The 13,959-nt window shown below is 67.1% G+C and carries 11 protein-coding genes; all 11 read left to right on the top strand.

The window, feature by feature from the left end; translation table 11 throughout:
• The first annotated feature begins 79 nt into the window (after window positions 1–79).
• The 11 genes from A39O_RS0108825 to A39O_RS0108875 all read left to right on the top strand — a co-directional run bounded on the left by A39O_RS0108825 (window position 80) and on the right by A39O_RS0108875 (window position 13,353).
• Window positions 80–937: a hypothetical protein gene (locus A39O_RS0108825; RefSeq protein ID WP_020504308.1), complete on the top strand. Its 858-nt coding sequence runs from the start codon at window positions 80–82 to the stop codon at window positions 935–937.
• Window positions 934–4,098 (top strand): helicase-related protein, encoded by a 3,165-nt coding sequence (locus tag A39O_RS0108830; protein ID WP_020504309.1) that lies wholly within the window; start codon window positions 934–936, stop codon window positions 4,096–4,098. Before A39O_RS0108825 ends, A39O_RS0108830 begins: the two co-directional genes overlap by 4 nt.
• Before the next feature lie 10 nt (window positions 4,099–4,108).
• Entirely contained in the window at window positions 4,109–4,372 is a 264-nt protein-coding gene (locus A39O_RS41690; protein WP_169338425.1) for a hypothetical protein, read from the top strand.
• On the top strand, window positions 4,369–5,403 hold the full coding sequence (locus tag A39O_RS0108840; protein WP_020504311.1) for a DNA-binding protein: 1,035 nt from the start codon (window positions 4,369–4,371) through the stop codon (window positions 5,401–5,403). The genes A39O_RS41690 and A39O_RS0108840 overlap by 4 nt, the downstream gene beginning before the upstream one ends.
• A gap of 973 nt (window positions 5,404–6,376) precedes the next feature.
• The gene (locus A39O_RS36410; RefSeq protein WP_020504312.1) at window positions 6,377–8,128 is read left to right on the top strand and encodes a PRTRC system ParB family protein; all 1,752 of its coding nucleotides are present in this window, start codon (window positions 6,377–6,379) and stop codon (window positions 8,126–8,128) included.
• 132 nt (window positions 8,129–8,260) lie between these two features.
• Complete coding sequence (locus tag A39O_RS0108850) at window positions 8,261–8,716, top strand: PRTRC system protein E (protein ID WP_020504313.1); 456 nt, start codon at window positions 8,261–8,263, stop codon at window positions 8,714–8,716.
• A 10-nt stretch (window positions 8,717–8,726) separates the two neighbouring features.
• The gene (locus A39O_RS32740) at window positions 8,727–9,518 is read left to right on the top strand and encodes a PRTRC system ThiF family protein (RefSeq protein ID WP_020504314.1); all 792 of its coding nucleotides are present in this window, start codon (window positions 8,727–8,729) and stop codon (window positions 9,516–9,518) included.
• Between the two features lie 26 nt (window positions 9,519–9,544).
• Window positions 9,545–9,763, top strand: coding sequence for a PRTRC system protein C (locus tag A39O_RS0108860; RefSeq protein WP_020504315.1), 219 nt, complete (start codon window positions 9,545–9,547; stop codon window positions 9,761–9,763).
• 210 nt (window positions 9,764–9,973) lie between these two features.
• A complete protein-coding gene (locus A39O_RS0108865) occupies window positions 9,974–11,068 on the top strand; it encodes a hypothetical protein (RefSeq protein ID WP_020504316.1) in 1,095 nt (364 codons plus the stop codon).
• Complete coding sequence (locus tag A39O_RS36415) at window positions 11,055–11,807, top strand: PRTRC system protein B (RefSeq protein ID WP_020504317.1); 753 nt, start codon at window positions 11,055–11,057, stop codon at window positions 11,805–11,807. Before A39O_RS0108865 ends, A39O_RS36415 begins: the two co-directional genes overlap by 14 nt.
• 97 nt (window positions 11,808–11,904) lie before the next feature.
• Window positions 11,905–13,353: an NAD-dependent succinate-semialdehyde dehydrogenase gene (locus tag A39O_RS0108875; RefSeq protein ID WP_020504318.1), complete on the top strand. Its 1,449-nt coding sequence runs from the start codon at window positions 11,905–11,907 to the stop codon at window positions 13,351–13,353.
• Window positions 13,354–13,959 lie beyond the last annotated feature (606 nt).

Consider the following 13,959-nt stretch of genomic DNA (forward strand, 5'->3'; position numbering starts at 1 on the left):
ACGGCTGATGCGTTTGTCGTTCGCAAGCCGGCGGCGCGAACCACGGCATGGCACTTGATTGCTTCAGAGGGGGTGGGAAATGAATAGGAATCCCGGCGAGGTCTATGCTGACCTCTGGCGCGAGTATGTCGCGGCCAGACGGGCATTCGATGCGCGATCCAACGCACTCGCTCAACGTGAGGCCAGTGAGCTTGCGATCGAAGCATTTTCCCAACAAACCTTTTCCAAGGACACCTATGAGTCCCGGACGGACCTGACGAAACGTGCCGCGGCGATCGTCGCCCGCCTGGTCGGCATGGCCAATGAGGCGTTCACGCCCACCGGGTGCCCGGCGCTGAGCATTCCCTATGGTGATTTCCAAACCCGTTTCGTCACTGAGGCGTGCGCCGACCGCGCGGGTCGGGGTGACGTCTTTCGCCCCGAGCAGTTCGATCCCGCGGCGTTGTGGCGCGAACTGGAACAGGACTATGGCGGCGAGAAGGGCGTTGCACTGGCCTACCGCAAGGCCGCGTGCTGCATCGACGGCGAATTTGACCTGCGACCGGGGGCGGTCGTCGAGCGCCGCCGTGAAGGCATCGTCCTGTCCACGCGGGTCTATATCGACAGTTCATTTGAGACGCGCACCCGCAAACCGCTGTCCTGGGGCCGGCAAGGAGAACTTGCTCAATTGCTGGGCTACTTGCAGACGTTCGCGGTCTGGGCAGAGGACGCCAGCAATCTCGCGGGCGGGCTCGAGGAGACGAAACGCCGCCTGTGCGACCGTGATTACGCAGTGGTCTCCCGGCAACGGATCAGGGTCTCCCCGGCCCTGCACATTGTCACCTATCACACCCGGTTCGAGTTCATCTTCGGTGCCGCGATCGGCGTGCAACTGCAACTGTTCCTGGCCCTCTACGGCCGTCATTCCCAAACCGCCGATGCCCAGGAGGCCGCGTGACGACTGCCGCACCCGTCCCGACCGAGATCCCTGCCACTGACTGGCGCCAGGCCCTGCGCGGCCGGGCCTCGCTCGGTAGCCTGGCGCCGCGTCCGGGGTCGCTCGCTGGACTGCACGCGGCGCGCTTGGCGCACCTGGGTCAGTTCTTCACCCCGGACCCCCTCGCCGCGTGGATCTGGCGCATGGTCTCCCCTGCCCTGGCGCGCGCCCTGACCAGAGACGGTACCGGCGTGCGGGTACCCCTGATCGACACCAGTTGCGGCTCCGGTGCGCTGCTTCAGTTCGCCGATCCGGCCCGCCACACGCTGGCCGGGACCGATGTTCACGGTCCCAGCGTGACGGCGCTCGGCGAAACTGCCAAGGCAGCCGGGTTCCAGTGCCACTTCTCAACCGTGGGCATGGAGCAGATCGACCCGACGGGTTTCGGGGTCGCTCTGATCAACCCGCCCTTCTCGCTCCACCTGGAGGCCCCGACCCTAGTTGCCGGTCCGGCCACGCATTACGGACGGTTCGGGCCGGCGACCTCGGCCTTATCGCACCCCTATGCGCTACAGCAGGCATTGGCGGCGGCTGACGTGGTGGCTGCCGTCCTTCCCCGATCCTACGCCGACACGCTGATCGGAGAACCCATGGCCTGGCCGCGACTGGTGGCGGCCTTCCACGCCCCGGCCTGGTGCTTCCACGACCAGGGGGCGGATGTGCGGGTGTCGGTGCTGTTCTTCGCCAAGGACCCACGGGCACCCGGCGCCGCGATCCGCGTCGAGACCTTGGACGACGCCCTGACCCTGGCGCCAGACTTGGGCCTGTCGTGCCGCACCACCCGCCATCTGACCCCCCGGCTGCGCGAAACCGGGATCGTCGATGAAGGACCGACCATCAACCGTGCGGTCACGGGCAATGCCAAGGTCCGGCTCGGCCACTCGGGGCGCAAACTGACCCTGGGCTTTGCCTGCGGTCTGATCGAGGCCAAGGTCCGTAACGCGATCCTGGGTGAGCGGCTCACCCCGACCGGCATCGAGGGCCACCGCTACCCCAAGGGGGTGAAGTCCACCGGTCAGGGCGCGCTGGATATCGAGGTGCACCTGATCCAAGAAGACCCCCTGGCGTCCCTTGAGGCGCTGTGCGACGTGATCCGCGCCGCGGGTGCCGACCTGCAGGTCGACCCCGGATTGATGCGGTACCTGCGCAAGCGCGTCCGCCGCCTGCGCATCGAGCGGACTCCTTTCCGCCATACCGTCCTGGTCAAGGCCGACATGGCGCACGGCCCGGCCGGCCCGCTCGTCGGCAAGGCGCGCACCCTGCACCTGGTGGACCCTGATACCTGGGGCTCGCCGGTCATCAAGGCGGGGGCGGAAGTGGCCTTCTCGCCCGACGGCACCGGGTCCTACCGGTACCGGGTCGGCGGGCGCGACTTCGCCTTGACGGAAGAGGACATCAACCGCCGCTTCGCCGTCGTCACCGGACAGGCGCAGGATCGGTGGGAGACGGTCCATCCCGGACGCTTGACGGCCTTCCCCGAGCGGGCGGCCGAACTGCGCCGCCGCGGGCAGGCCCTGGGCCTGGATGGGTTTCTGTCCTGGGACTACCAGTTTGAGGACCTGCTGGAACTGTCGATGACCCGCGGTGCCGTCGCCGCCTGGGCCGTCGGCCTCGGCAAGGCGCGGCTGGCGGCCGGGCTGATCCTGCTGTCCGGCTGCACCGCCGGGCTGATCTGCACCGAGGCGTACCTGATCGACGATCTGCGCACCGAACTGGCCAGGCTCCCGATCCCGGCCGCGGATTGGCAGGTCATCCAGCGCCCGCGGGATCTGGACACCCTGCGGCGGATTAACGTGATCAGCTACCACCGGCTGCGCGGGCCGATCCACGGTGCCCACCAGCGGCGGACCTACGCAAGCCGCCTGCGGCACCGCATCGGCTGCCTGGTCGCCGACGAGGGGGACCTGTTGCGCAACAAAGGCACCGCCCAGACTGCCGCCTTGTGGAAGCTCGCGGCCAAGCGGCGCTATGCGTTGTCCGGGACGCCGCTCGGGAACTATCCGCGCGATGCCTTCGCGGTGCTCGCCTTCACCGGGGGCGATGCGACCGCCGCGCAGGTGTACGGAATGCACCGTTGGTATCTGGACCCGGCGCTACGGCAATCGACCCGCGACTGCGTGCCGGGGGTCGATCGGGTGCGCGAGCAGTTCGTTACCTTTGAGTGGGTGACCAATGCGTTCAAGGACACCATGACCACCGGCGCCAAGCGGGAAGTCCCGAAGCTGCGCAACCTGTCGGCCTACCGCGCGGCCCTCGCCCACCACGTCAAGCGGCGCGTGGCCCAGGAGCCGGAGGTCATGCGGCACTTCCAGATCCCGGTACCAGAGCGCCATGTGACCACCCTGGACTGGGACCCGACGCACCTGGCCCATTACCTGCGGGTCGCGGAGGACTTCCGCCAGTGGTACCTGAAGGGCCAAGCCACCTCACGCGAGCGCAACCTGATCGCCCTGCTGGGGCGTATCCAGGCGGTGCAGATCGCGGCGGCAATCCCGCAACGCCGCGCGGACACATCGCCGTTCGTCTACGACGGCGGACTCACCAGCAAACAGCGGTACGTGGTCGACCGGTTGGCGGGCTTGGTCGAGGGCGGCCACAAGGTCATCGCCTACGCCGAATGGCCCGAGTTGCTGGGGGTCATCGGACGGGCGTTGGATGGGCGCGGCATTGAGCAAGTGACCATCCATGGCGGCAAGCCGATCGCTGAGCGGGTGCGAGAACTGAACACGCGCTTCCGCGCCGGCTCCGCCCCGGTGCTGTTGGCGAGCCTGGGGGTCGCGCAGAAGGGGTTGAACATCCCGGAGGCCGATCGGGTGCTGTTCCTGACCCGCTCCTGGACCGCCAAGACCGAGGACCAGGCCGAGGGCCGGGTGCTGCGGCCCCAGCAGAACCAGCCCGTGACCACCGAGTTCGTCCACTTGCGCGGGTCGATCGACGACTACCAAGGGCAGATGGTGGCGCATAAGCGCGATGCCATCAGCGCCGGACTGGATTGGGGCAACCCGGGCTTGGATGGCGTCGAGTTCCAGCATCTCGATACCATTCTGGGGGGGTTCGTCGCGGACTTGGCGGGGCTGATGGGGTGCCGTACCCATGAAGTCCGGGACCGACTGGCAGCATAGGAGCGTGATGATGAGCGATATCGAGGTTGTCATTGGTGACGGGTCAGTCACCATCCGCCGCTCCGGTCGTTCCGCGCCCATCGTGGCGCAGGTCCTGGGGGTCGATCGCAATCCGGACGGTGAAGTCACCCGTCTATGGCTCGATCGCCTGGTGCATCGGCCGGGGGAGGCATGGACGGGCGCATGGTCCGTCCATGGAGCGGTGAGTTCGATCATCGAGCGCAGTCGAGTCGGTGCCGTTGGCGCGCTCGACCGCCCACCGGAATCACCATGACTGCCCACGGATCGACCCGCCAACGCGCCTTCGAGGCCGCTTGTGCCCTCGCCGCCGCCGGCAAGCGCCCGACCATCGCCGCCGTCCGCGAGGGACTGGGTGGCAAGGGCTCGCAGCAGGCGATCGGCGCCGGAATCGACGACTGGCTCGACGAGGCCGCCCGGCGCTTTCAGATCCCCGGTATTCCCGAGGCGCTACGCACCCAAGTAGTCGGAGTCTGGGACCAGGCGTGCCGGCTGGCTGGCGTGCAGTGGGACGGTGTGAAGGCAGCGCTTGAGGCCCAAGTCTCAGGGCTGGACGCCCAAGTCGCCGCAGTCGCAGGCGAGCGCGACGCAGCCAGGAACGAGAGCGAGCGTCTGACCGCCGAACTGACCAGCCAGGGCGCGACGCTGCTGGAAACGCAGGACGCCTTGGAGTTGGCCGGCAACAGCCTCGCAGCCCGGACCGCGACCCTCCAGGAGACGACCGAGGCCCTCGCCAAGACCCGGGCCCAGGGTGAGGAGCAGTCCCGCCAACGGGATCATGCCGAGCGGGTTGCCGCGGCGTCGGCGGTAAGCCTCATGGCGGCCCAAGAGCGCATCGCCCGGCTCCAAGTGGAGCAGGAGGTCGCGACGGCGCGGGCCGAGTTGTTGGAGCGCGCGGAGGCGACCGCCAGGGAATCGGCGGCGCAGGCGCGGGCGGACCTTGTAGCCGTACAGGCGTTGGTGGAACAGTTGCGCGGCTCAGTGTCCGAGCGCGACGGCCAGCTCGCCACGCTCACGGCCACCGTCCAGGCCGAACAGCAGTCCAGGGATGCGGACACCCAGCATTGGCTCAGCCGCCTCGCCGAGCATCAGGCGGCAGTGGTTGAGACCCGGGCCCGGGAAGCGGCGCTGACCGAGGAGAAGAAGGCCCTGACGCTGGAGGCGCAACGCTTGCGGCAGGACCTTCGGAAGGTGCAGCCCGAGACCAAGGGCCACCTCGCAAGCCCGGAGGGCACCGCGACTTTGGCAACCCCCATCCTCCAAGAGTCCGGAAAGGCCCCGTCCTGATTCCCACGGAACCAACTTCCGCGCGACGACGCACACCAAGCTGGGCCAAATCCCCCGCCTGCTTGGCCGGGAGCGGATCAGCACGACCGAGATTGGCTGAGCGTTCGTTGCCGGGACCAAGGGGAAGAGGGGGAAATGACCGCAGGCTATGGCACTGTCCTGCTCACCGCACCATCGCAATAGTGGCCCTGCGCGTGAGGCGTCGAGCAGTTCACTTTCCCGCTGGCCTGCCTCCCGCGCGCTTTCCGTCCCGCGGATGACAAGCGGTATGCGTGCACCCAAGTGCATGACCAACCCAGGCGTCGCTCATACATCGGTATGCCGACGCAACTCCACCATAGCCTGTCTATAGAGGAAATCAGTATTCATTAGCTTCCGTAACGGACCCACAACAGGATACCGATCCGGTATCGACAGCTAACCTCTCAGGCTCGCGATCATCCTGACCAGTTGCCGCTAAAATGCTGTTTATATATCGCTTTACCCCGTTATTCACGCGACCTCCGGCACCAGTGAATGGAAATCGATGCATTCTCAAGGGGACCACGATTTATTCCGTACGCACTGTGATAGGTGATCGCTCCCAGGGCTCTCAACACCCGAGCCATGTCGCGTCAATTATTATTCGCCTATGCCTGTTGCAATCAGCTATTCCGTGTGTAACACTTTCGCCCATGCACCATTCCTCAACCACATTCCAGAAACGCAATAATGAACTCTGACGCGGCGGAATCGCTGGCCAGTAAGGAATTAGAACGCTGGCAGCAACACGACCCACAGTTTGTGGGCTGGCGTTTCTCATAGAACACCCGTAAACGTGCGTTCGGGCTCTGCGGGTACGCTATCAAGGCCATTGCTATCGCTGCGTCGGCGGCCTGGATCAAATCGCTACCGGTCCGGTATTTGACGAACCGCCCAGAGACCAAGGGCACCTGACAACTCAAACGGGTCTGTTGACCTCTGGAGACCGACGATGCTGGCCAACGCAACCCGAACGCCCCCGCGCCCTGCCCCTGAAGATGAGCAACTCGACTGGCTACCCGTTGCTGCCATCGGGTCGCGCCAGGGGCACAACCCGCGCCGATCCTTCGATGACGCCAAGATGCGGGAGTTGGTGGCCTCGGTGCGCACCCAGGGCGTAATCCAGCCCATCGTGGTGCGCCCCCTGGAGGGCGGGCGCTATCAGATCATTGCCGGCGAACGGCGTTGGCGGGCGGCCAAGGAGGTTGGCCTGGAGCAAATCCCCGCCGTCATCCGTCTGGTGGATGCGCTCCAGGCCATCGAGATCGCCATGGTCGAGAACACCCACCGCGTAGACCTCCTACCCAGCGAGGAAGCGCAGAAGGCACGTGACCTCCTGACCCTGTGCAACGGGGACCGCGACGAGACACGGCGGCGCCTGGGTTGGAATGAGACCAGGCTCAAGAGCCGGTTGGCCCTGTTGAACTGCACCCCGACAGTCCTGGCGGCGTTGGACGCGCGCACGCTGAACCTGGGCCACGGGGAGTTGCTCGCCACCCTGCCCGCCGAGACCCAGGACGCCACCCTGCCCCGGATCATCGAACAACGCATTTCGGTCACCGCGCTCTTGGAACGTATCGGCCAGGTCGCCCGCCCACTGACGCCAGCGATCTTCGACAAGACTGGCTGCTTGGATTGCCGCCACAACTCCGCTGTCCAGCGTGAACTGTTCGAGACCCACATCGACAGCGGGAAGTGCTCAAACTTGAAGTGCTACGGGGAAAAGACAGCGGCGACCCTGGCCGGCAAGAAGCAATCTCTGGCCGAGCAGTACCAGTCCGTCTGGCTCGATACCGAGCGCGCCCCGGACACTTTCGCATTCCTGGAGGCCACCGGTCCCCAAGGCGTGGGCCCCCAGCAGTTCGCGCAGGGGTGCCGGGGGTGCGCCAACTTCGGGGTGTTGCTGGCCACGGCCCCTGGACGCGAGGGAACTGTGACGGAGGACCTGTGCTTCCACCTGCCCTGCCAGACCGAGAAGCAGAATGCCTACCGACGCTTGCTACAGACCCCGACGGCCGCGCCGGTGAAACACTTGAAGGCCGTGCCGAACCCGGAGCAGGCAGGTGCAGCCAGGGCTGGCACCGCGACCACGTTGCCGGATCAGCCCGAGGAACAGCCGCGCACGGAGGCCACACCGAAAAAGGTCGAAGAAACCACCGACGCGGCGCTCGGGGGCATCGCGGCGGACCTCGCCGGGGAGGATATGCGGGTCGCCCGCGCCGTGCGGCTCTATGCCCTCTGGCGGGATGCCGGATTCCCGGATAGCACGACGCTCCAGGTTGCCGCGCTGCCACTCGGACGCGCATCCGCCCTTGCGGCCCTTACGACGCTGGAGGAGGCGGACTGCGCGACCCTGGATGCGGCCCTGATGCGCGTCATCTTGACCCGTCCGGGCGGCGACGAATGGGTCCAGGCGGCGGCAGCCGTCATCGCCACGACCAAGACCGACCTCAAGGAGCGCTTCCGGGTCGATGAGCCATTCCTGCGCGCCCACCGCAAGGCGGGCATGGATGCCTTGCTACGCGAGGCTGGCTTCAACCACTGGTACGACACCCGGCACGGTACGGCCAAGTACGCGGCTTTGCTGACCAAGAAGGTGGACGAGATTGTCGCTGCAGCGACGGCGGCGGACGGGTTCGATTGGTCAGGGTTCGTCCCCAGCACCGTCGCGGCCCGGTTCACGTTACTGGGAAAGCGTCGGTAACGGACGGCACGTTTCGCGTTGAAGGATACCCGGCAGTGCCCGGCCCCGTTGGCACGGGCAGCCCCAGGAAGCCGTGACACACTGCCCCGCGTGCCAGGTATCCGCCTTTTTCATCTACCAGGAGACGGCGCAATGGGTCTGATTGAGCAACTGGCTGGCGTACTCGGCGACGGCGAACGCCTGCGCTTTGAACTCGCCCGTAACGGCGACGGCGGCTTGACCGTCATGGTCCAACCCCTGCTGGCCAAGCCGCTGAATGACCTCGCAGGCGACACCGCTGCCTTGCGAGCCGCGCTCGCCATGCCGCTGCGCATTACCGGTACGACCGCCGACCTCGATGCGCGGCTTCCCGCCCTGCTCGTGACCTACGGCGAGCGGCGGCACGACGTGGGTGGGAAGGTGGCCGCGCTCGACGCGCTCAGGGAAGCCGGGAAGGCCGGTGCACGCCTCGCGGACCAGGTGGAAAAGGATGCGCGGGGCAAGGCCCCAAGCGCCGGGCGCAACGTGGCCCTCGGCGAGACCGCGGCGGCTCCCACCCCGGCTGCATCGCAGGCGACCATCCCGACCGATCCCCACTCCCTATTCTGAGGGCCGCGCCTTGTTCGTTCTTCCTCATCAATGGGTATCGCAGACCATCCGCGTGGTCCTGGCCGGGGCCGGGGGGAGCGGCAGCGAGATGCTCGACGGGCTCGCCCGCATCGACCGGGCCATCCGTGCCCTGGGTCATCCGGGGTTGCGCATGTCGGTCTACGACCCCGACACGGTATCGGAGACCAACACCGTCCGGCAACGCTTCTGGCCCGCTGACGTGGGCCAGAACAAGGCCGAGTTGCTCATGCACCGCTACGGGACCTTCGGCGGGTTGGCTGGCCGCGGTTTCGCGTCGCCAGTCACAGCGGACCTTTTGGCCGCGTCCGGGGGCTTCGATCTGCTCGTGACCTGCGTCGACAAGGCCGCCGTGCGCGCGCAGATCGGGGCCTTCGATTGGATGGCGAAGGGTTGGCCCTTCCGCGAAGCCCTCTGGCTCGACCTGGGCAACGGAGCACGTTCCGGGCAAGTCGTCCTGGGGCACCTGACGGGATGGCAGGGGATTCCCGAGCGATTGCCCAATGTGCTCGACCTGTTCCCGGAGCTTCGAGACGCCGAGCGCCTGGATGCCGACGACGCGCCGTCCTGCTCGGCGGCAGAGGCCCTGGCCGCCCAAGACCTGTTCATCAACCGCTGGGTTGCGGTCGCCGCCTGCGACCTGCTCTGGCAGTTGGTGCGCCGGGGCCGGATCAGCGCCAACGGCTTTTTCATTAACCCCACTGGCACCCGCGTGAGCGAACTTGCCATCGACGCGCGCACCAGGGCGAGCTTCGGACTTGTCGCCTGGCGCGAGGCCGCCTGACCACCACGACCCCAACGAGGACTGCCATGACCGAACCCACTATCGAGACCCCACCCCGTGTCTTTCGGCTCGGGGCACTGGAACTCGCCGACCCGGACCCAGCGCTCGCGGCGGAGGACGCCCTGGCGCTCTACGCACCAAACTTCCCGCAGGTGCAGGGAGCAAACCTCGGCGCCCCAGAATCCCGCGCCGACGGTGTACTGGTCTTCCCGGTGGAGCGGGCCGCGGTGAAGACCAAGGGCTGACGTCATGGGCGAGATCACCGATCGTCTACGGGCGTGGGCACAGGACCGGGCGGCACATCGGCAAGCACAGGGGGACAGTCAATGTCGGATCACAGAGCCTTGGCAGGACCGGCGCGTGCGCCAGATTCTGGACCGCGCCGGCCAGGGCCACCGGCGCGCGGCGTTCGACCCCGTGACACTTCCGCCCGCGTAGGCCCGCTCGCCTGGCCGGTGCGGGCTGCCCCTGGGGCCTTCTGCACCGACACCGATGAGCGCGAGGCGTATGCGGCTTGGCTCGAAGCGTCCTGGCTCGATACTGCCACCCTGCTGGAGTTCACCGCGGAGATCGGGCTCATCGGGGCAAGCCAGATCGGCGAGGCCCTGTCCGCAAACGAGCGCGGCGATGCCAGGCCACTCTACCGCTTGAGTGCCCGCGCCTCGCAGGCCATCGCCGATCATCTGAACGCCCAGATGGCCGACCTGATCGACCCCGAGCAACGCGGCGCGTTGGCGGTTGGCGTGACGGCCCTGTACGGTGAGGACCAAGGCGTCGCCGCCGCGGGCCTGGCACAGGTGCGTTGCCGCCTGCCGTTCCTCACGCTCACCCCGGACCTGGCGTGCGTCTGCTACCGCGCCTGCGTGCTGATGTGCGAGACCCTTGGTATCGACGTGACCGCCTACTGGCCGCCGGACCAACTGTTCTGGTCGCTCGCTGAGCGTCTAGACGCCTTCGCCGAACTGCCCGTGGCGGTCCGGCAGGACCCGGTCACGTTCCATGCCGAATGTGTCCGGGAGTCGGGGGACATGGGTCTGTTCTGGGAGGGCGCGCAGTCCGTGGGGGATGCCGGGAACCTGGCAGCGAAGTTGGAAGAGTGCATTGAGGCTCGCGCCCGGTGGGAGTCGTTCATCCTGGAGCAGACGCAGGCGCAACCGCTCGACCTGGACCAGGTGGAGGCGCAGGCCGCATGGCTCACAGAGAACCTGGACGAGGCGCCCGAGCGGGCCTGGGCGCAGTGGGTCCAGCGGGTGTGTAAGCGTCTGCGCAAAGCTGCCGGGCGCTGTCCCGCCGCGCCCCAGGAACCCGATGAAGGCTATTGGCGACTGGATGCGTTGCTCATGATCGACCCCGGCGTGCCATGGTTCGAATCTGCCATCGACGAACTGCTCGACCATGCGGCGCAAGCCGGTGAGTCCATGCTGGACTTCTATCGCTGGGAGCCGGGATGCGCCCGCGCGATCCTCGACGCACTGGAGAATCTGGCCGATGCCATGGTCTTGATCTTATCTGCTCCGACACCCGAGGACGCCGGCCATGGGACTCTTTGAAGGCCACGAACCGGCCGCCATCACCCTGCAACACCCCACCGGTGCGCTCGTCTTTCATGGGCACCACGCGCCCCTTCGCCAGGGTGCGATCACCTATCATCCGATCGACTCCGGTGCGGACGGCTCCAGCATCCTCCCCGGTCGGCCCATAACCGCAGCCGATGCCCGCGGGCTCCTGCAGGCCCTGCTGAGGGATCGGACGGGCGAGTTGCACTGGCTGCCGGAGCACCTCCTGGCCATGGGTGATGAGTCGCTCGCCTGGTTTGTGCCGGGCCGAGTGCGGCCGATGCTCCTTCGCGGGGAGAAGAACCGCACCATCCGTTTGGAGGTTCCGTGGCCGACCCTGGTGTTCGCGGCCACCGACGGGGCGATCCGGTTGGCCGCGATCAAGTCGCGGGGACGGCCGACGCACCGCACCCCGCTCTACCATGCGCCCCTGTGGAACGTCTCCCGAGATGGACAGGTGTGCTTGGGGAGCGCCACGGTTCCGCATCTTGACGGCATGTCCGCCATCCCGGACTACGAGAGCGCGATCTTCGACACCCGGTTCAGCCACGCCAACTTCCGCGGCAACCTGCGGTATCGGCAAGATGCCGACCAGGGTACCGATGACCGCGATCACATCGCCTTCTGGCGCGAGTTGGCCAAGACACAACCGGTTCGGTTCCCCCACGAAATGCTGGTCCCGATGGGGCTGCGCTTGGGCCGTTTCTTGGGGCTGGACCGGACTGGGGCGTGAGCACGGCGCTCGGGAATCCCTTCCCCCCTCCTCCGCCAGCGTGGCGTCACAGAGAGGCCCATACTGTCAGCACGTCCAATGCGGCGAGCACTATCTCATGCAGTTGACTGACCCCACACTTCTGCGCAACCAGACGCTGATCGACGGACTCTGGACCCAGGCCGACGCTGGCGGCACCTTCCCCGTGACCGATCCCGCCACCGGCGCGACCATCGGCCAGGTCCCCGCCATGGGTGCCGCCGAGACCGGGCGCGCCATTGTGGCAGCGGACCGGGCCTGGCCGGCCTGGCGGGCGCTGACGGCGGCGCAACGCGCGGCCATCCTGCGGCGTTGGCATGACCTGATGCTCGCCGCCCAGGACGATCTGGCGCAAATCATGACCGCCGAGCAGGGCAAGCCGCTCGCGGAGGCGCGCGGGGAGATCGCCTATGCGGCGTCCTACTTCGAGTGGTTCGCAGAGGAAGGCCGGCGGGTCTGCGGCGAGTTGATCCCGCCCCACCAGCCTGACCGGCGGCTCCTGGTCATGCACCAACCAGTCGGAGTCTGCGCGGCCATCACGCCCTGGAACTTCCCGGCGGCCATGATCGCGCGCAAAGCCGCCGCGGCGCTCGCCGCCGGCTGCACCCTGGTGATCAAACCGGCGGAAGACACCCCGCTGTCGGCCTTGGCGCTGGCGGTACTCGGGGAACGCGCGGGGCTGCCGGCCGGTGTCCTCAATGTGGTCACCGGGGCGCCCGCGGCCATCGGCGCCGAACTGACCGCCAATCCCACCGTCCGCAAGCTGAGCTTCACCGGCTCCACCGAGGTCGGGCGACTGCTCATGCGCCAGTGCGCGGATACGGTGAAACGCTTGTCACTGGAACTGGGCGGCAACGCCCCCTTCATCGTCTTCGACGACGCCGACCTGGACGGCGCAGTGGCCGGCGCCATCGAGTCAAAGTTCCGCAACAGTGGTCAGACCTGCGTCTGTGCCAACCGACTGCTGGTGCAGTCCGGTATCCATGACGCCTTCGCCGAGCGACTCGTCGAACGAGTGGCGGGCCTCAAGGTCGGCGCCGGGGTCGAGACCGGCGTGGTCCAGGGTCCGCTGATCAACGCGGCAGCACTCGTCAAGGTGGAGGCCCAGATCGCCGACGCCGTCGCTGGCGGCGCACGGATACTGACCGGCGGGCACCGCCACGCCCTGGGTGGCACCTTCTTCGAGCCGACCGTGATGGTCGGGATGCAGCCGGGGATGCGGGCGGCCCGCGAGGAGACCTTCGGTCCACTGGCGCCGATCTTTCGTTTTGACATCGAGGCCGAGGCCATTGAGCTTGCCAACGCGACCGAGTTCGGCCTGGCCGCCTATTTCTACACGCGCGACCTGGGACGCGCCTTCCGCGTCGCGGAGGCCCTGGAGTATGGGATGGTGGGACTCAATACCGGGCTCATTTCCACCGCGGTCGCCCCGTTTGGCGGAATCAAACAGTCGGGGTTCGGCCGCGAGGGGGCACGGCAGGGCCTCGACGAGTATCTGGAGGCGAAATACCTCTGCGTGGGTCTGTAACACGGGCGGGCCGATGGACGAGCGACGATGGCGTCGGTCCTGAGGGAGTGTTGATGTTACCCGCGCCCGCCGGGATGAACTGGACGACGAGGACGAATCCTGGGGGACTCTAGCGGGTGCTCAGGCGCATCCGTCGAAGGTCGGGTGCTTGGCAGGTCACGACCCACTGCGGACGCTCAGTCCGCAGACCTGAGCGGCAGGTTTGGACGCGAAGCGGACTGTCGCGGCGACTAGGTCCTGACCCACACGTGGCGCACGCGATCCACACCCGCCGCTTATGGGAACGCATCGAGACCGAGCAACGTCGCTCCATCCCGTTGATCCGACGGCGACTTGGGCATAGTCTTGGCGTTCTTCGTCGCTGGTTGAGGCGGCAATATGGCCACCTAACCCACTAACCGCCTAACCTTCTGACGAAGAATAGGATATTTCGAGTACTGGCCGGTCGGGCCAGAATATCGGGACCGCTCGTCCGGACAAATGCTTATTCGTTAGCGGGCCACGGCAAACCAAACGAAGGAAATCACACATGAAGTCTTTGCGATCTCTCGCGGGCACCGTCGCGGTGGCCGCAATTCTGCTGACCTCAGCCGCCGTGCAGGCACA

Source organism: Lamprocystis purpurea DSM 4197, assembly GCF_000379525.1.
In the GTDB taxonomy this organism is placed as follows: Bacteria; Pseudomonadota; Gammaproteobacteria; order Chromatiales; family Chromatiaceae; genus Thiodictyon; species Thiodictyon purpureum.